This window comes from Nocardia goodfellowii (assembly GCF_017875645.1).
Classification (GTDB): Bacteria; Actinomycetota; Actinomycetes; order Mycobacteriales; family Mycobacteriaceae; genus Nocardia; species Nocardia goodfellowii.
The window spans coordinates 2,406,198-2,424,771 of sequence record NZ_JAGGMR010000001.1; the positions used below are offsets into that span (position 1 = coordinate 2,406,198).

At 67.6% G+C, this 18,574-nt stretch carries 15 protein-coding genes; 9 read left to right on the plus strand and 6 right to left on the minus strand.

Going from position 1 to position 18,574, the window contains the following annotated elements:
* Nucleotides 1-251 precede the first annotated feature (251 nt).
* Together BJ987_RS10650 and BJ987_RS10655 are read left to right on the plus strand one after the other, a co-directional pair.
* Complete coding sequence (locus BJ987_RS10650) at nt 252-1,439, plus strand: exonuclease SbcCD subunit D (protein ID WP_209887572.1); 1,188 nt, start codon at nt 252-254, stop codon at nt 1,437-1,439.
* A gap of 34 nt (nt 1,440-1,473) precedes the next feature.
* On the plus strand, nt 1,474-4,887 hold the full coding sequence (locus BJ987_RS10655) for an AAA family ATPase (protein WP_209887575.1): 3,414 nt from the start codon (nt 1,474-1,476) through the stop codon (nt 4,885-4,887).
* Between the two features lie 12 nt (nt 4,888-4,899).
* Here BJ987_RS10655 and BJ987_RS10660 read toward each other — a convergent pair whose 3' ends face one another.
* The 4 genes from BJ987_RS10660 to BJ987_RS10675 form a co-directional block, all read right to left on the minus strand.
* Nucleotides 4,900-5,397, minus strand: a complete 498-nt coding sequence (locus tag BJ987_RS10660; protein ID WP_209887578.1) for a methylated-DNA--[protein]-cysteine S-methyltransferase — start codon at nt 5,395-5,397, stop codon at nt 4,900-4,902.
* Nucleotides 5,394-6,968: a DNA-3-methyladenine glycosylase 2 family protein gene (locus tag BJ987_RS10665; RefSeq protein ID WP_209898164.1), complete on the minus strand. Its 1,575-nt coding sequence runs from the start codon at nt 6,966-6,968 to the stop codon at nt 5,394-5,396. Before BJ987_RS10665 ends, BJ987_RS10660 begins: the two co-directional genes overlap by 4 nt.
* A gap of 65 nt (nt 6,969-7,033) precedes the next feature.
* Entirely contained in the window at nt 7,034-7,213 is a 180-nt protein-coding gene (locus BJ987_RS10670; RefSeq protein ID WP_372446932.1) for a YbdD/YjiX family protein, read from the minus strand.
* Nucleotides 7,214-7,272: 59 nt separating this feature from the next.
* Nucleotides 7,273-9,552 carry a carbon starvation CstA family protein gene (locus tag BJ987_RS10675; RefSeq protein ID WP_209887581.1) on the minus strand — a complete coding sequence of 760 codons (2,280 nt, stop codon included), beginning with the start codon at nt 9,550-9,552 and terminating at the stop codon, nt 7,273-7,275.
* Nucleotides 9,553-9,886: 334 nt separating this feature from the next.
* Here BJ987_RS10675 and BJ987_RS10680 point away from each other — a divergent pair, with 334 nt between their 5' ends.
* The 3 genes from BJ987_RS10680 to BJ987_RS10690 all read left to right on the plus strand — a co-directional run bounded on the left by BJ987_RS10680 (nt 9,887) and on the right by BJ987_RS10690 (nt 13,057).
* The gene (locus BJ987_RS10680; protein WP_209887584.1) at nt 9,887-11,185 is read left to right on the plus strand and encodes an ABC transporter substrate-binding protein; all 1,299 of its coding nucleotides are present in this window, start codon (nt 9,887-9,889) and stop codon (nt 11,183-11,185) included.
* Nucleotides 11,186-11,330: 145 nt separating this feature from the next.
* A complete protein-coding gene (locus BJ987_RS10685) occupies nt 11,331-12,179 on the plus strand; it encodes a carbohydrate ABC transporter permease (RefSeq protein WP_245366797.1) in 849 nt (282 codons plus the stop codon).
* Between the two features lie 41 nt (nt 12,180-12,220).
* Nucleotides 12,221-13,057 (plus strand): carbohydrate ABC transporter permease, encoded by an 837-nt coding sequence (locus BJ987_RS10690; RefSeq protein WP_209898168.1) that lies wholly within the window; start codon nt 12,221-12,223, stop codon nt 13,055-13,057.
* Nucleotides 13,058-13,069: 12 nt separating this feature from the next.
* Here the strand turns inward: BJ987_RS10690 and BJ987_RS10695 are convergent, their stop codons facing one another.
* Nucleotides 13,070-13,483 (minus strand): VOC family protein, encoded by a 414-nt coding sequence (locus tag BJ987_RS10695; RefSeq protein ID WP_209887591.1) that lies wholly within the window; start codon nt 13,481-13,483, stop codon nt 13,070-13,072.
* Nucleotides 13,484-13,493: 10 nt separating this feature from the next.
* Nucleotides 13,494-14,330 carry a helix-turn-helix domain-containing protein gene (locus BJ987_RS10700; protein WP_209887594.1) on the minus strand — a complete coding sequence of 279 codons (837 nt, stop codon included), beginning with the start codon at nt 14,328-14,330 and terminating at the stop codon, nt 13,494-13,496.
* Nucleotides 14,331-14,556: 226 nt separating this feature from the next.
* Here BJ987_RS10700 and BJ987_RS10705 point away from each other — a divergent pair, with 226 nt between their 5' ends.
* The 4 genes from BJ987_RS10705 (at nt 14,557) to BJ987_RS10720 (ending at nt 18,508) form a co-directional block, all read left to right on the plus strand.
* Nucleotides 14,557-15,477, plus strand: coding sequence for a quinone oxidoreductase family protein (locus BJ987_RS10705; RefSeq protein ID WP_209887596.1), 921 nt, complete (start codon nt 14,557-14,559; stop codon nt 15,475-15,477).
* 89 nt (nt 15,478-15,566) lie between these two features.
* A complete protein-coding gene (gene ychF / locus BJ987_RS10710; protein ID WP_209887599.1) occupies nt 15,567-16,646 on the plus strand; it encodes a redox-regulated ATPase YchF in 1,080 nt (359 codons plus the stop codon).
* A 361-nt stretch (nt 16,647-17,007) separates the two neighbouring features.
* Complete coding sequence (locus BJ987_RS10715; protein ID WP_209887602.1) at nt 17,008-17,721, plus strand: hypothetical protein; 714 nt, start codon at nt 17,008-17,010, stop codon at nt 17,719-17,721.
* Nucleotides 17,714-18,508, plus strand: a complete 795-nt coding sequence (locus tag BJ987_RS10720; protein WP_209887605.1) for a hypothetical protein — start codon at nt 17,714-17,716, stop codon at nt 18,506-18,508. The genes BJ987_RS10715 and BJ987_RS10720 overlap by 8 nt, the downstream gene beginning before the upstream one ends.
* Nucleotides 18,509-18,574: the final 66 nt, after the last annotated feature.

Here is an 18,574-nt window from a genome sequence, read left to right on the forward strand (position 1 = left end):
TCATAGCAAACCCGGCCCGGTGCGCGCCGGGCTGCCCGGCGCACCGAAATCCGCTGGCGCAGCGGGAACCAGCGGCCCGCGCGAGCTTCGTGAGATCGGTTTATCCGACGTAGCGCACCTACCGCAGTCGTGAGTTCCGGCACTCGACACACCCGCGCACCTCGGAAACACGCCGTTGGGTAACCCGGCAAATCCGACACCCCGGTCCCGGCAATTGAATTGTGTCGGTGGGTGCGCCTACGTTTTTCGCCATGCGGATGCTGCACACCTCGGACTGGCACATCGGGCGTACCTTCCACGGTGTCGATCTGCTTGCCGATCAAGCACGTTCGCTCACCGCCGTCGCGGAGTTGGTGGCGGCGGAGTCGGTGGACGTCGTGGTGCTGCCCGGAGACGTGTACGACCGATCGATCCCGAGCGCCGACGCCATCGCCGTGTGTATCCGTGGTTTCGAGGCCATCCGCGCCGCCGGCGCCCAGATCGTCGCCACCTCCGGCAATCACGATTCGCCCGCCCGGCTCGGTGCGGGCGCCAGTTTCGCCGCGGCGGGCGGGCTGCACCTGCGCACCACCGTCGCCGAGGCCGACCGGCCGGTACTGCTCGCCGACGCGCACGGAGAGGTCGCCTTTTACGGCATTCCCTATCTCGAGCCGGAGATCACCCGCGCCGAACTCGGCGTGCCGCAGGCACGTTCGCATGCCGAGATTCTGGCCGCCGCGATGCGCCGGATCCGGGCCGACATCGCCGCGCGGGGCGCCGCGCGCACCGTGGTACTCGCGCACGCCTTCGTGGTCGGCGGCGAGGCCACGGGCTCGGAGCGGTCCATTTCCGTCGGCGGTGTGGAGACGGTGCCGTTGTCGGCCTTCGACGGCATCGACTATGTGGCGCTCGGCCATCTGCACTCGCCGCAGACGCTGTCGGAGTCGGTGCGGTATTCCGGCTCACCGCTGCCGTATTCGTTCGCGGAGAATTCGCATCGCAAGGCGGTCTGGCTCGTCGACCTCGACGCCGACGGGCTGCGCACCGTCGAGCGCCGCGATCTTCCGGTGGTGCGCGGATTGAGCAGGCTCACCGGCACGCTCGACGAGTTGCTGTCCGCCGAAACCCATGCCGCGGCCGTCGAGCACTACGTGTCCGCCACGCTGACCGACCATGCCCGCCCCGTCGACGCGCTGCGCAAACTGCGTGCCCGTTTCCCGCACGCCGTGCACGTGGAATGGTCGCGCCCGGAAGGCAATCCGGAACTGCGCTACCGTGAGCGGGTGCACGGCCGCCGCGACACCGAAGTAGCGCACAGCTTCCTCACCGACGTCCGAGGTGCGCCGAGCGAGGAAGAGATGTCGTGGCTGGAGCGGGCTCTGGCCGCGGCGGTCGCCGAGCCGGAGCGCGTGACAGTCACCGGCGCGGACCACGTCCACCTCGGCGAACTGTCGGCATGACCGCCGCACCATCGAGCGACTCGCGAGTCGCCGCATGAGGCTGCATCGGCTGGAGATGACAGCGTTCGGGCCCTTCGCCGATACCACCGTGGTGGACTTCGACGCGCTCGGCGCCGACGGGTTGTTTCTGCTGCACGGTCAAACCGGCGCGGGCAAGACCACAGTGCTCGACGCGATCGCGTTCGCGCTCTACGGCCGGGTGCCGGGTGCGCGCGGGGAGAGCAAGCGCCTGCATTCCGATCACGCGCCGGAACAGACCCCGCCCCAGGTGGTGCTGGAAGCGACGCTCGGCGGAAGGCGCTTGCGGCTCACCAGGATTCCCGAATTCGAGCGTCCCAAGCTGCGCGGCACCGGCATGCGTACCGAGCCGGCCAAGGCCACGCTGGCCTGGCTGGACGGGAGCGGCGAGAATCTGTCCCGCATTCCCGACATCGGTGAGGAGATCGTCCGGCTGCTCGGCATGAGCGCCGACCAGTTCTTCCAAGTCGTGCTGCTGCCCCAGGGCGATTTCGCGCGATTCCTGCGGGCGGACAACGAGGATCGGGAGAAGCTGCTCGAAAAACTCTTCGATACCGAGCGTTTCGGTACGGCCGAGCAGTGGCTCGCGGACAAGCGCCGCGCCTCGGCCGCCGACCTGGAGAAGCGCCGGCAGGGCATCGAGCGGTTGATCGCCCAGATCCGGGGCGCCGCCGGACTGAGCGTCACCGAATCCGTCGGGCTGCTGGAATCGGTCGGCTGGTCGCAGGATCTGCTGGCCACCGCCCGCGCCGATCTGGCCGCCGCGACCGCGGAAACCGAACGCTGCCAAGAAGAATCGACGCGGGTAGGCAAGCGCGCGGAGGAACAGCGCAGGCTGCACGAATTGCGCCGCCGGATGACCACGGCGCGCGCACAACTCGACGACTACGCGGCGCGAACCGATCACCGCGCGGGTTTGCAGGCTGAGCTGGCGGCGGCCCGGCGTGCGCAGCCGGTGGCCGATGCCATCGATGAGGCGCGCTCGGCGGTGATGACGAGCCGACGGCGCGACGGTGAGAAGCGCGATGCCGCAGCGCGATTGGTCGCCGCTCTGGTCGAGCCGGCCGCCAAGGAGGTCGGCGGCGGCGAATTGCTCAGCGCCGCGATGACCGATGAGCCGTTCGATACCGGTGCGGCAGCGGATTCCGGCCTCGGGAACCGAGCTCCCGATCTTCGGCCCGACGCTGACGTCGACGCCGCGATCAGGCACTGGAGCACCCAGATCGGTGCGCTCGAGGAGATCAGCGCCGACGCGTCCACCGCGACCGAGCTCACCACGGAATTGACCGGCCTGCGTGAGGAAGACACCGCTCTGGGCGGTCGCGTCGGCAAGCTCACGCGCCTGCGCGAGCAGCTTCCCGCCTCGATCACCACCATCGAAGCTCGCCTTCGCGAAGCCACCGAAGCCGTCGCCCTGCTGCCCGCGCTGACCGCCGACTGCGAACGGCTGCAGACCGCCGCCACGGCGGCCGTCGAACTGGCCGGTCACCGTCAGACTTTGGATCGCGCCCGCATCGATTTCGAAACCGCCCGCGCCGCCCACAACGATGCCAAGGAACGGGTTCTCGACCTGCGTGAGCGCCGTTTGGCCGGCATGGCCGCCGAACTCGCCGGGCAGCTGAGCGAGGGCCTGCCCTGTGCGGTCTGCGGTTCCGCCGACCACCCGGCCCCCGCCCAGCCGACCTCGGACGCGGTCTCCAAGGAGGCCGAGGAGGCAGCGGAAGCGGCCGCCCGCACTGCCGAGGAAAACCGCGACCAGGTGCTGGCCCGCATCACCGAACTGGAACGCGACATCGAGGGCCTGATCGCCCGCGGCGGTGACACCGACCGCGTGGAGCTCGCCGCCGCGCTGCGCGCCGCCACCGACCGCTACGAGGACGCCTCCGAATCCGCCACGCTGGCAGAGGGTTTGACTGCCGAGCTGGCTCGGCTGCGCGCCGACGAATCGCGCCTGCACGACGAACTCCGCGCGACCGAGAGCCGTCGCAGCACCGTCACCACCCAGATCGGCGCGATCGCGGCGCGCCTCGCCGAACTCACCGACCGGCTGCGCGCCGCCGCGGGCACCGACGGAACCATCGACCGCCGCCGCGCCCGCCTGAACACCCTGATCACCCTCGCCACCACATTCCGCGACGCCCGCGCCCAGGCCGCCTCGGCACGCCAGGCCGTCACCACCATCGCCACCCGCGTCGAAACACTGGCCCGCGCAGCCGGTTTCACTCTGGACCCGGACATCGCGCGGTCGATCGGTGCCGCTGAGGCGGAGGCGGCGACCGGGACCGAGGCGGCGACCGGGACCGACGCCACCACCGGGGCTGACGCCGCGACCGGGACCGACGCCACCACCGGGACCGACGCCGCGACCGGGACCGACGCCACCACCGGGACCGACGCCACCACCGGGACTGACGCCACCACCGGGACCGACGCCACCACCAGGACTGACGCCACAACCGGGACCGGCGGCACCACCAGGACTGACGCCACAACCGATTACAACGCCGCGCCCATGCGCGACGTAGTCCGGGTCGACGGACCGCCGCGCGATGACGTCGCGCTGCTCACCGCCTATGCCAAGGTCGTTACCGCCGCCTCACGAACCATCCAGCGCCAGAACGATATCGAAGCGGAACTGGTAGCGGCCGACCGCGCCCGCGCGCACGCGGATGCCGTGCTGGCCGAACCCGAGGTACAAGCCGCGGCATCCGCCGAACCCGGTGATCTGGCCGAATTGGAGAACGCTGTGGCGGCGGCGCGGTCCGCGCTGAACGCCGCCGTCGCGGCCCATTCCGATGCCGCTCGCCGGGTCAAACTGCTCGAGGAACTCGGTACTCAGCTCTGGACCGAGGTGGACCGCATCGCTCCGCTCCAGCGAGCCCACGACGAACTCGCGGGTCTCGCTGAAGTCGTGGCGGGTCGTGGTGAGAACAACCGCCGAATGTCGCTGCGCTCCTATGTTCTCGCGGCCCGCTTGGAGGAGGTCGCGTTGGCGGGCTCGGTCCGGCTCCGCCGTATGTCCATGGGCCGCTACGAATTCGTGCACACCGACAAAGCGGGTCCCCGGGGCCGCCGCGGCGGGCTCGGTCTGGACATCCGCGACGACTACACCGGCGCCATCCGTCCCGCCAAAACCCTTTCCGGCGGCGAAACGTTCATGGCCTCATTGTCTTTGGCGCTCGGCCTGGCCGACACCGTGGCCGCGGAATCCGGCGGCATAGTCCTGGACACCCTCTTCATCGACGAGGGCTTCGGCGGCCTCGACGCCGACACCCTCGATGCCGTCATGGGCGTCCTGGACGAACTCCGCTCCAACGGCCGGGTGGTAGGCGTCGTCAGCCATGTGGACGAAATGCGTCAGCGCATTCCCAGCCGTCTCCATGTCCGCCGCACGCCCACCGGATCCCATCTGCACACCATCGTGGCCTGAGCCGCGGTCGGGTCAGGCCTCGTGATCGAGGAGCCAGCGCTTGGCTTCCAGACCCCAGCGGAATCCGCCGAGGGCCCCGCCGATGCGGAAGACGCGGTGACAGGGGACGAACAGCGCCGCGGCGTTGCGGGCGCAGGCGTTGGCGGCAGCCCGGGTGGCGGCGGGACGGCCGGAGAGGGCGGCGTATTCGGTGTAGGTGACCGGTTCGCCCGCGGGGATCTTGCGGAGGACTTCCCAGGCGTGCAGCAGGAATTCGCCGGATCGCTGCCGGACCGGGATGGGGTCGATGGCAGTGAGATCGCCTGCGTGGTAGTCGATTACAGCTTGGCTGATCGCGCCGAGGGAATCACGCCGGCGCAGTTCGGCCGGTCGCAGCAGCGGGTGGATCAAGAGCCGGAGGTTCTCGGCGTCGGCGGTCCAGCCGGAAGCCAAGACCGCGCCGTCGGCGGCCGCGACGGCGGTGAACGGGCCGATGGGGGTGTCGATGACGGTGAAGTCGGCGGTGGTCATGCGAGTGGTCCGTTCTTCTTGGGAGGGTTGGCTTTTCGCGGGGCGGCGGCACGGCCGGCCAGTGCCGCCTTCCATAGGTGCATGGAGAGGTAGGAGCGCCAGGGGGAGTAGCCGGCGGTGTCGGTGAGGTCGAGACCGAGCAGCGTCGCGCCCTGCCGGACCACCAGGTCCGTGCCGAGCAGGATGTCCGGATCGGCCAGCAGGCGCATGGTCACGTAGTCGGCGGTCCAGGGGCCGACGCCGTCGAGGGCCAGCAGATCGCGCTGTAGTTCGGCGGCGGTGCGACCCTGGTGTAGGTGCAGGTCACCGTTGGCGAGCGCGGCGGCCGCGCCGATGATGGAGCGGATGCGCTTGGCCGGGCCGGTCAGCACTTCCGCGCCGCGTTCGGCGATCACCTCGGGTCTGGGGAACAGGCGCGGCAGCGGTCCGTCGATCGGTTCGCCGAGCGCCTGCACCAGCCGGGCGGTGTGCGTGGCCGCCGCCGAGACCGAGATCTGCTGACCGATCATGGTGCGCAGCAACAACTCAGGGCCGTCCAGGCAGCCCGGCACGCGAATGCCGGGGGTGAACAGCGGCCGGACCGGTTCGATCGGCGGCGGCTCCGATTCGTCGGCGGGCGCGGCCCCCGCATCGGGTAGCCCGTCGACGGCCAGGTCCGGGGTGATCGCTTGCGCGGACCGCACGCCCAGCACCTCATCGATGCCGACCGGGTCGGCATCCAGATCCAGCAGGTGCCGCAGCCGCGCCACGGTCGGCGCGAGATCGCGCATATCGTGCAGGGCCAGTTCGGCGCGCACATGATCGCGCTGGAAGCTCAACCGGGCGGTGGCGTGCCCGTTCGGGGTGCGCAACGCGCGGGTGTAGGCCCGGTCCTCCCACAGCTCCATGCCCGGCGTCACATGCGCCGACAGGAACCATTCCAGCCAGGCCCGATCCAGCGGCTCCCGGAACGGAAGCCGCAGTGCCAGCACGCCGTTCGCGCCCGGTACGGCATCGCGCCGGGCCCGCTGCCGTGCCTCGGTCCGCATGACGGTCGGACTGACCGCGAAGACCTCGCGCACGGTGTCGTTGAATTGCCGGATGCTGGCGAATCCGGCCGCGAACGCGATATCCGACATCGGCATATCGGTGGTCTGGATGAGCAGCCGGGCCGTATGCGCCCGATGCGCTCGGGCCAGCGCCAGCGGACCGGCGCCCAGTTCGGTGGTGAGCACCCGGGTCAGCTGCCGCTGGGAGTATCCGAGGGTGGCCGCCAGCGCGGGCACACCACCCCGTTCGATCACGCCGTCGCCGATCAATCGCATCGCGCGTGCGGCCAGATCGGCCCGCGTGTTCCACAGCGGTGACCCGGGCGCGGCGTCCGGCAGGCAGCGGCGGCAGGCCCGGTAGCCGGCCTGCTGCGCCGCCGCCGCGGTCTGCATGAAGCTGACGTTCGTCGGCTTGGGCGTGATCGCCGGGCAGGAAGGCCGGCAGTAGATACCGGTGGTACGCACCGCCGTGAAGAACTGCCCGTCGAACCGGGAGTCCCGCGTCGAGACCGCCCGATAGCACCGTTCGAAATCCAACGCCATGATCGTCACGCGTTCCACAATGTCAGCTCCCCGCACCCCGTGCTAGCGGAAAACAGACGCCATGGTCAGCAGCAGCGGTTCTGCGGTTTCCGTTCGGCCTCGTCGTAGCGGTCACGCCAGTACTGCCGCTCGGTCGGGATCTCGCAACCGGGATGCTCGCGCCGCAGATGCGCCACGTAGCGCTGGTAGTCCTGCCCGCCGATGATCGCGTTGTACCACCGGAGCAGGGCCCGCACACCGTCCAGCAGACGCCGCAGGGCGGCCGGTCGGGGAGACCGGCCGCCCTGCGGCACAACGGGATTCGTCACTTACTCAAACTGACGTCCGGGCTTTCGGCGCCGTGCGCGGCGCCCCGGGGCGCCACCTTTCCGGCGGCGATCAGCTCATCCCACTGCTTCTGCACTTCCTTCTCCTCCGGCGTCGGGAAGAACCCGCTCGGTTCGAAGATCTTCGACGGCACCTCCTCCGTCTCGGTGGTCTCCGAGCCGCCCTTGCGCCAGGCCTGGAAGCAGACCAGCGCACCGACGACCGCGACGATCAGCACCATGGCGGCGAAGACGATCGACAGCGATCCCTGGATGAAAGTGTTGCGGATGACGATGTCGACCTCTTCGGGCGTCTTCGCCGTCAGGCACAACTTCCCGGCGGCCTGTGCCTGTTCGCAGAGGTTGTTCTGCGTCCAGTAGCCGACCTTCGGGTCATCGGAGAAGATCTTCTGCCAGGACGCGGTCATCGTGACGAGCAGATCCCAGACCAGCGGAATACCCGGAATCCAGGCCCACTTCGTGTAGCCCTTCTTCACGATGATGGTCAGCACCACGGTCAGTGCGATCGCGGCGAGCAACTGGTTGGCGATACCGAACAGCGGGAACAGTGCGTTGATGCCGCCCAGCGGGTCGTTGACGCCCATGAGCAGGATGGAACCCCACGCGGCGACCACGAGCAGCGAGCACAGCCAGGCGCCGACCCGCCAGGACGGATCCTTGAACTTGCGCGCCGCGCCACCGAAGTTGCCCAGCGCGTCCGACACCATGAAGCGCGCGACACGGGTGCCCGCGTCGATGGTGGTGAGGATGAACAGCGCCTCGAACATGATCGCGAAGTGGTACCAGAACGACTTCATGCCGGCGCCGCCGAGGAACTTGCTGAACACCTCGGCGATACCGACGGCCAGGGTCGGCGCGCCACCGGTGCGCGAGACGATCGACTTCTCACCGAGATCCGACGCGGCCTGACTGAAGTCGGCCGGTGTCGCCGGGGGGCCGGACAGTCCGAGCGAATTGGTGTACGCGGCAGCCTTTTCCGGGGTGCCGCCGGTGACGCCGAGCGGCGCGTTCATGCCGAAGTACAGGTGCTGGTCGATGATCGTGGCGGTGATGATGGCCATGACCGCGACGAACGACTCCATCAGCATGCCGCCGTAGCCGATCATCCGCGCATGCGATTCCTTGGCCAGCAGCTTCGGCGTGGTGCCCGAGGACACCAGCGCGTGGAAACCGGACAGCGCGCCGCAGGCGATGGTGATGAACAGGAACGGGAACAGGCTGCCGGCGAACGCCGGACCGGGCTTGTCGAAGGCGAACTGCGAGACCGCGGGCGCCTTCAGCACCGGCATGGTGATGAGGATTCCGATGGCGAGCAGGCCGATGGTGCCGATCTTCATGAAGGTCGACAGGTAGTCGCGCGGGGCGAGCAGCAGCCACACCGGCAGCACCGAGGCGAAGAAGCCGTAGGCGATCAGCAGCCAGGCGATGGTGACCTTGGACAGGGTGAACCAGTCCTCGCCCCAGGCCGTTTCGGCGACCCAGCCACCGGAGACGATGGCGAGCAGCAGCAGCACGATGCCGATCACGGAGACCTCGCCGACCGCGCCGGGCCGCAGATACCGCAGGTATACGCCCATGAACAGGGCGATCGGGATGGTCAGGCCGATGGAGAACACACCCCACGGGCTTTCGGCCAGCGCGTTGACCACGACCAGCGCGAGCACCGCCAGCAGGATCATCATGATGACGAGGATGCCGACGATGGCGGCCACGCCGCCGATGGCGCCGAGCTCGTCGCGGGCCATCTGCCCGAGGCTGCGGCCGCGCCGCTTGGTGGAGGCCCACAGCACCAGGTAGTCCTGCACCGCCCCGGCGAACACGACGCCGACCACGATCCAGATGGTCCCCGGCAGGTAGCCCATCTGCGCAGCGAGCACCGGACCGACCAGCGGGCCGGCGCCGGCGATGGCGGCGAAGTGGTGGCCGTAGAGGACCCGCCGGTCCATCGGCATGTAGTCCTTGCCGTTTTCCAGGATCTCGGCAGGGGTAGCCAGGTCGTCGCGGGGCTTGGTGATCTTCCACTCGATGAACTTGGCGTAGAACCGGTACGCGGTGATGTAGGTACACACCGCCGCGACGACGATCCACACCGAGTTGACCGATTCGCCGCGCGCGAAGGCGACGACCGCCCAGGCGATGGCGCCGATGATCGCGATCCCGGCGAAGATCGCCTTCTTCTTGGCCGTGATCGGGGACTTGTCGACCACGCCTACCGGAGGTAGATCTGGGTCTGTCCGCAGATATTCGATTGTCGCCATCGAGCCCTCATCTCCTGAAAAAGCGCAGGATCCAGCAGAAACCAGAAAAAACGTAACCGATCGAGGTTCGTCATCGAGCGGTTTCCGCCGCTGGATTCCAAAGGTTGCGTTCTGTTCAGTGTGTCCGCCGTCACCCGCGTTATAGCCGTGCGTATGCTGCCACGCCGCCTCACGTTCCGCCACATTCTTCGGAGAGGCTTAGGCAACTCCGAACATTCGGGTCGGGTGAACGGTCGATAACGCGCGACGAACGGTCGTTGCGCCGCGACCGGCGGTCGGGCCGAGTTATTGCCGTAAGTATGCTGCTGCGCATCATGACGACACCCATCGGCTCGTGATCGCGGTCCGCCGCCGGACCCTGCTCGGTGCCGCCCTGGCCGCACCGCTGGCGCTGGGCGCATGTGGCGCCGAGGACGACGCGCTGACCTTCTTCTTCCAGGCACGGCCGGAAGAGGCTCGGGTCCGGTTGAAAATCATCGCGGAGTTCGGCAAGCTGCACCCGGACATCAAGGTCCGCACCATCATGTCCGGCCCGGACCCGCTACAGCAGATGCTCACCTACTGCGCGGGCGGCAAATGCCCGGACGTGATGATGGCCTGGGAGTTGCTGTACGCCGGACTGGCCGAGCGCGGGGTGCTGCTGGATCTCCGCACACTGCTCGACCGGGAGCCCGGGTACGCCGCGGAGCTGCGGCGCGACAGCTATCCCACCCTGTACGACACCTTCACCTATGGCGGCGGGCAGTACGCACTGCCCGAGCAATGGTCCGGGGTCTTCCTCTATTACAACCGGCAACTGTTCGCCGACGCCGGGCTGACCGCACCCGCACGATGGAGCGAGGCTTGGAGTTTCGACGAATTCCTCGACGCGGCACGAGAACTCACGCGGCGCGACGGTGATCGCGTCACACAGTGGGGTTTCGCCGACGCCTGGGTGCCCTACTTCTCAGCCGCCTGCTTCGGGATGAACAACGGCACGGAATGGTTCACGCCCTCGGTGAACCCGACCCGTACGAACCTCGGCGATCCGCGGTTCGTGGCGGGATTCCAGTTCTACGCGGACCTGGCGGTGCGGCATCGCGTCGCGCCGAAAGTCGCCGACCAGCAGTCTATTTCGGCGCCGGACCTGTTCCGCCGCGGGCGGGCCGCGATGGCGATGGGCGGGCACTGGCTCTACTCGGAGTTCGCCGGGCACGACGATCTCGACCTCGATCTCACCGTGCTGCCACGAGGTCCGCAGGGCGGTCCGGGGGCGATCACCGATGTCGGCTGCACGGGGCTCTCCATCGCCGCGAACAGTCCGCGTATCGAACAAGCGTGGGAGTTCGTGAAATTCGCGACCGGGCCGGTGGGCCAGGCAATCGTGGCGTCCTCGGGGTTGTTCGTTCCGGTGTTGCGATCGGCCATGGCCGCACCGGGTTTCGCGGCCGCGCACCGTGCGATCCGCAACCTCGAGGTGATGACCGGTGGGCCCGCCGCTTCCCGTCCGCTGCCGGTGACGCCCGCGTGGGGCAAAGTGTCGGCCTTGCTCGAACGCGGCGGCAACCGGGTGCTGCGCGGTGCCGCCTCGGCCGAATCCCTCGGCGGCGCTTTCGCTTCCGATATCGACGCGCTGCTGGGTGCCCATGCTTGAGCGCGAGGTGACAGCGCCGCCTGCTCGGCGCGGGGACGTGCAGGCGCAGTGCAGCGGGGTTGCTCCGTCGACCGGCGGCAGCGCGCCGCGTGGTCCGGGATCGGTGCGAGGTCAGCTGGCCCGGCGGCGGGAGCGGGCGGGCTGGATGTTCATCGCACCGAACCTGGGTGCGGTGCTGGTCTTTCTGGTGTTCCCGCTGGCTTTCTCGCTGTATCTGAGTTTCCACTCCTGGGATCTGTTCAGCCCGCCGCGATTCGTAGGGGTCACGAACTATCGGCGGCTGTTCGGATCGGATCCGCTATTCCTGATCGCGTTGCGGAACACGGCGGTGTTCACGGTGCTCACACTGGTGCCGACGGTGGCGATCGGGCTGGCGGTGGCGTCCGCGCTGCATCGGGAACTGCGTGGCATCGGCTTGTTCCGGACGATCGCGTTCCTGCCGCTGGTCGCCTCGACGGTAGCGATGGCGGTGGTGTGGCGGTTCATCTTCACCACCGACGACGGGCTGTTGAACCTGCTGCTCGGGTGGTTCGGGATCGACCCCGTGCCGTGGCTGACCGATCCGAACTGGGCACTGGTGTCGTTGAGCATCGTGACCGTCTGGAAGAGCGTGCCGTTCGCGACGGTCATCCTGCTCGCGGCGCTGCAGGGTGTGCCGGAACCGCTGTACGAGGCCGCGAAGATCGACGGCGCGGGGGCGATCCGCCGGTTCTGGTCGGTGACGGTGCCGCTGATCCGGGGCCCGCTGTCGTTCGTCTTCGTCATCACGGTGATCAACTCGGTGCAGGCCTTCGACCAGGCCTATGCCCTGACCGGCAGTGGCGGCGGACCGGAAACCGGCACCTATCTACTCGGAATCATGTTGTTCCAGCACGCGTTCGGCTTCTACGAGGTGGGCTACGCCGCCGCGCTGGCCTGGGTGATCTTCGCGATCCTGCTGGTACTGACCGTGGTGCAGCTGCGGTTCGCCCGACGGGCGGAGGTCGAATTGTGAACCGGCTCGCCGCTGTCTCGAACCGCCGGTCCGGCGGCCCGGTGCACGCCCGGATCGTCCGGCGGGTGCTGGGCGGCGTGGTCGCGTACCTCGCGCTGGCGGTTATCGCGTGGTGCGCGCTGCTGCCGATCCTGTGGGCGCTGTCCGGTTCGCTCAAACAGGACGGCGAAATCACCGAGGCCGCAGTGCTTCCCGAACATCCGCAGTGGTCCAACTATGGCAAGGTGTTCGAACTGCTGCCACTGGGCCGCATGCTGTTCAACACCATGGTGTACGCGGTCTGCGTCACCGCCGGACAGGTGTTCTTCTGCTCGCTCGCCGGATACGCGTTCGCGCGCTTGCATTTTCGTGGCCGTGAAGTGTTGTTCGTGGCCTATCTCGCCACCCTGATGGTGCCGCTGACCGTCACCGTGATCCCGCAATTCTTGCTCATGCGCGCCCTGGGCTGGGTGGACACGCCCTGGGCGATGATCGTGCCGGGCCTGTTCGGCAGCGCGTTCGGCACCTACCTCATGCGGCAGTTCTTCCGTACGCTCCCAGCGGAATTGGAGGAAGCCGCCATCCTCGATGGTTGCAGCACCTGGCAGGTCTACTGGCGAGTCCTGTTGCCGCACACCCGCCCCGCCCTCATGGTGCTCGCGGTGCTGACCTGGATCACCGTCTGGAACGACTTTCTCTGGCCGCTGATCATGATCCAGCGCAACGACATCGCCACCGCCACATTGGGTCTGGTGCGACTGCAAGGTCAGTATCACACCCAGTGGCCGATCCTGATGGCCGCCGCGATCGTCATCCTGCTGCCGCTGCTGGTGATCTACGCGATCGCCCAGCGCGCCTTCGTCCGCGGTATCGCGATGTCCGGCATGGGCGGACGCTAGCAGCGAAGCGAGCTATTCGCCGCGGTAGGTGCCGAAACTCCAGAGGTTGCCCTCCGGGTCGCGGACGCTGAACCCGCGCGAACCGTAATCCTCGTCCCGCAGGCCGCGGACCACGTCGGCGCCGGCGGCGGTGGCGCGTTCGAACAGCACGTCGGGGTCGTCGCAGACTACGTAGATATTGTCGTTGCCCGGCGTGCGGCTACCGAACGGCGAGTCGTCGCGGCCCGTCGAGCCGAACATGATGCCGCCGCCGAGCGGCCAGCGCAGTTCGCCGTGCTCGACGATCGACGGGTCGTCTTCCCGGGCGTAGAGGGCCGCTTCCTCGAAGCCGAAGGCTTTCACCAGGAAGGCGGCGGTGCCCCGAGCGTCGTTCAGCGCCAGGCAAGGCCAGACGCAGGCGATCTTGGTTTCCGTGGGATTCGTCATGCATTCAGCTTCATCCGCGCAGGTCGGGTTCGTCTTGGACGGATGGAATCTCCTCCGCCAGCCAGGTCGTCGGGCTGCAACCGGCCAAATCGGCGAAATCGCGATTGAGATGCGCCTGGTCGTAATAGCCGCAGGTGGCTGCGACCTGGGCGATCGTCACGAACGACGGGGTGCGCTCGATCATCCGCCGAGCCCGTTCGAAACGAGTGACGCGCGCCGCGAGCTTCGGGCTCAAACCGAATTCGGTGCCGAATCGGCGCGCGAGATGCTGCCGGGACCAGCCGATTTCGTCGGCCAGCGATCCAATGCCGGTGGTGCCGCCGGACCGCACCAACGCGCGCCAAGCCCATGCCAATTCGGGCGTGACGAGCCGGTCCGGGCGAGCCAGGCGCGTCAGCACCGCGTCACAGGCGGCGAAACGCTCCGGCCAGGAAGCCGGGCCTTGCAGCCGCTCCCACAGTTCCTCGCCGACCGGACCGGTCAGATCCGCGAATTCCAGTGAAGTGTTCCAGAGTTCACCCGCGGGCACGCCGAACAGGCTCCGGGACCCGAGCGGAGTCAGCGCGATCGCGACGCCTTCCTGATAACCGTCGTGCGCGATAGCCGCCGGACCGGCCTGCAAGCCGCTCAGCACACAGCGATAGTCGGCGGGAGACTGACGCGGATTCGTCTGCGCGACAACATCAATCGTGTGCCCGATAGCCACGATGAACGTCAGATGCCGCGACGGCAGCCCCCGATGCAACCCGGGTTCGTACCCGGTCATCCGGTACCCGATGTAGTGGTCGATGAACCCGGCCAGCCCCGGCGCGGGCCGCCCTACCACCACCTCCGTGGTCGGCTCCATACGCGTCACGCTACGCCGCCGCGCAACCGGATGGCATTGGGTGCATACGGTGACCCGCGAAATGACGGCATTGGGCTGACACGGCGGTCCGGCCGACCTGATGTCGCATGACCGCACACGGTGGCCGGGTCGGCGGTGAGATGCCGCACATGTCCGGGTCATGGTGTGCCAGATCGGGTTGCTGCCCGGTTACCGTTACGCGTTCTAACGGTTTTCTGGAGGTGTGATGCGGCGGGTCGGGTACGAGCGCAGTGGTGGTCCTGAGGTGCTCGAGCTGTCTTCGGCCGAGGTTCCGGCGCCGGGTCCCGGCGAACTGCTGATCAAGGTGCAGGCGATCGGCGTGACATTGCCCGTGGTCCGCAAGGTGCGCGAAGCCGCCGACCCCAGCCCGCTGGGCGGCGAAATCGCAGGTGAGGTCGTCGCGGTCGGTGAGGGCGTCACCGGCTACACGCCCGGCTACCGGGTCACCGGCCTGTGCTTCGGCCATGGATACGCCGACTACGCGATCCTCGCCGCCCGCATGGCCTCACCGATTCCCGACGGGGCTTCCGCGGTCGACGCCGTCGCGCTGGTGCGTAGCGGTCTGGTTGCTCTCGGGGCGTTGGACTCCGCCCGTCCCGAATCCGGTGAGACCGCGCTGATCACCGCCGCCGCCAGCGGTGTCGGTCATCTGGCCGTGCAGCTGGCGCGGGTGCGCGGTGCGTCCTGGGTGGTCGGCGCTGTGTCCAACGCGGCCAAGACCGATTTCGTGCGTGATCTCGGCGCCGACGAGGTCGTCACCTACGACCGATCGCACTGGGGTGAACCCGCCGACTACGCGCTCGACGCCGTCGGCGGCGAACTGTTGAAGCCCGCCCTCGGCGCGCTGGCGCCCGGCGGCCGGCTCGTCGCCTACAGCTCCGGCGGCGGCACCATCCAGGCCTACGACCTGCTGGTCGAAGCCAAGTCGGTGATCGGATTCCAGATCCGCCGCATCGCCGAAGGCAAGCCGGACGTGTACGACCATTGGCGCCAAGAACTCTGGCAGTACTTCGCCTCCGGCCGCCTGCGCCCCGTCCATACCGAATTCGCGCTCGAGGACGCCGCGCACGCGCACGCCCTGGTCGAGTCCCGCGCCAACCTCGGCAAGGTCGTCCTCATTCCCTGAGTGCTGATGCGCCGATGATCCCGGCCCGGACCGTGGTGCGGGACTCTGACGGTCGGCGAGGGCGGGGCTCCGCGTAGACTCTCCTACTCGTGAGTCTCACCCTCGGAATTGTCGGCCTGCCCAACGTCGGAAAGTCGACGCTGTTCAACGCGTTGACCAAGAACGACGTGCTGGCCGCGAACTATCCGTTCGCGACCATCGAGCCGAACGTCGGGGTGGTGCCGCTGCCGGATCCGCGCCTGGGCACCCTCGCCGAGATCTTCGGCTCCGAGCGCATCGTCCCCGCCGTGGTGTCGTTCGTCGACATCGCGGGCATCGTCAAGGGCGCGTCCGAGGGCGCGGGGCTCGGCAACAAGTTCCTCGCCAATATTCGTGAGGCCGACGCCATCTGCCAGGTGGTGCGCGTGTTCGCCGACGACGACGTGATCCACGTCGACGGCAAGGTGGACCCGATGGCCGACATCGAGGTGATCGAAACCGAGCTGATCCTCGCCGACCTGCAAACCTTGGAGAAGGCGGTCCCGCGCTTCGAAAAGGAAGCCAAGATCAAGAAGGACCGCAAACCCCTCGCCGATGCCGCCAAGCTCGCGCAGGAAACCCTCAACGCGGGCACCACCCTGTTCGCGGCGGGCGACAAGGTCGACACCGAACTGCTCAAAGAGCTGTCGCTGCTCACCACCAAGCCCTTCCTCTACGTCTTCAACGCCGACGAGTCGGTGCTCACCGACGAGGCGCGGGTCGCCGAACTGAAGGCCGCCGTCGCCCCCGCCGACGCCGTCTTCCTCGACGCCAAGGTCGAAGCCGAACTCCTCGAACTCGACGACGAATCCGCCCTCGAACTCCTCGAATCCATCGGCCAGACCGAACCCGGCCTGCACGCCCTGGCCCGCGCCGGCTTCCACACCCTCGGCCTGCAGACCTACCTCACCGCCGGCCCCAAAGAGGCCCGCGCCTGGACCATTCACCAGGGCGACACCGCCCCCAAAGCCGCCGGCGTCATCCACACCGACTTCGAACGCGGCTTCATCAAAGCCGAAATCGTCGCCTTCGACGACCTCGTCGCCGCCGGCTCCATGGCCGCCGCCAAGGCCGCCGGCAAAGTCCGCATCGAAGGCAAGGACTACATCATGGTCGACGGCGACGTCGTCGAGTTCCGCTTCAACGTGTAGCTAGCGCCTTTCTGTCAATTTGTCAAACAAGCTTCATTGAATTTCTTGCTGTAAGCTTGTTTGACAAGTTGTATTCGTTGGAGTATATGCCGCCCTGAGGTGTGACATGAGTTCTCACCGAGACCTAGTGGGTCTGCTTCGTCGTGCCGGTGTTCAGGTAGTAGGCGGTACGCCTGGCAGCCTGGCCATCAGAAATCCGCGAACTGACGTCCTGGTCGAGTTGGCGTTGCGAATGTGGCCGCGACGACTGACTCTGAGCATGCTGCACAGCGGCTCATCGAACTCGCCCCGTCGAACCTTGCATGTCGCGCCGAGCGCTCAGGCGGCAGTCTCGAGAGCGGCCGTGTCGGGAGCATTCGATTTGATCACCGACGACCCGCCCTTCGTGGTGATCAATGGCGAGGTGCTGACAGGAGCGAGCAGACACGGCGGATCCGGCAATGCGGCTCGCGCGGCCTGGGGCCGATGGGCGGTGCAGCGTGTCCTTGCTGTGGCGGGAAAGCCGTTGACGCAGCCGGTGCTGGCCGACTTGACCGGCATCAGTCAGCAGGCGGTATCCCAAGCGCTGCGGCTGATCCCGCACGTCAGCCGTGGTCCAGAGGGCTGGACGGCGCCAGTCGAGGCGCTCGAAGCATGGCTGAAGGAGTATCCGGGCCCGAAGGGAACGGTGACGTATTGGTATGGGCTCGATGACGTTTCGGGGCAGGCTGCGACCGCGCGTGGTTTGCTGGATGAATTGGAACTGCAGTCGGTGACGTCCGGGGATCTCGCGGCGGACGAGTATGCGCCGTGGCAAATTCCTTCTACTGCGCTGTTTTACATCCCAGAGCTGGTTGATTTCACCCCTGTCGGGCTGACTCCTGCCGATCGTCTCGACGCGACTATGCAGGTGGTGGTCCCGGACGACCCGACCATCATCCAAGTCGCGGCCAATATGAATGCGAACCGTCGGCATTTGATCGCTGATCCCGCGATCACCCTCTGGGATCTCGTCAACACAAGTACGGGGCCCGCCGCCGATGAGGCGGCCGGACGTCTGAAAGCACGGATAGCGAAAGGAGGATTAAGTGACTGAGCCGAGATCCGTCGAAGTGCAGATCGTATCCACGTCGAACGCTTCCGACCTCGGATTCCTTGCCCTCGCGGACCTGGCTCACGCTGCCGCCGGTATCACTATCGACGAGGACGGTGGATACCGTGTCATCGGTGGCCACATGGTTCAGTTGCTGATACACGCCTATCCGACACCGTCATTACAGATCCGCGGCACCGCTGATGCCGATGCCGGCGTCAGCCGCCCGGTCGCCGCCGGTCAAAGGTTGCATGAGCGACTTCAAGAACTCGGCTATGAAGCCGAGAAAGGTAATCGGTACGGCAAGACCAGTGCCGAGGGGCGCTTGGCTGTGGACTTGTTGGTGCCGTTCGGCGACACCGGGAAGACCAGCATCATCGAGGGCCGTGGTTTCGACACGGCACCCGGACTGAGTATGGCGATCCAGTCACCGCCGCTCTCGGTCACTGCTGAGGTGCGACTGCGCAATGGCGATCGGATCCGTTTCACGGTGCTGATCCCGGACGTCGAAGCGGCCGTTATCTTGAAGGCGCTGGCCTGGAAAAGTCGATATGCGGGAAAGGATGTCGCCGATCTTTGCTCCCTCTTCGAAATAGCTCATCACCACGGTGCCGGCATCACGGCATGGCGGCTTCGCGAGGCGGCGTTGACCGGTACTCGACGTGACGCTGCCGCCGCATTAGCCCAGTTGGTCTCCCGTGTGGAAGGCGGAGCTGTCGACCGAAAGCTATTCGTCTCCAGCCCCGCACGTTTCGGTGCTCTGGTCCGAAATCTCGTCACGCTCGACTGAAGCACACGTTGGGCGGCTGCGTGCCATGGTCGAGTGATTGCAGAATGAAATCACTCTACGCTACGG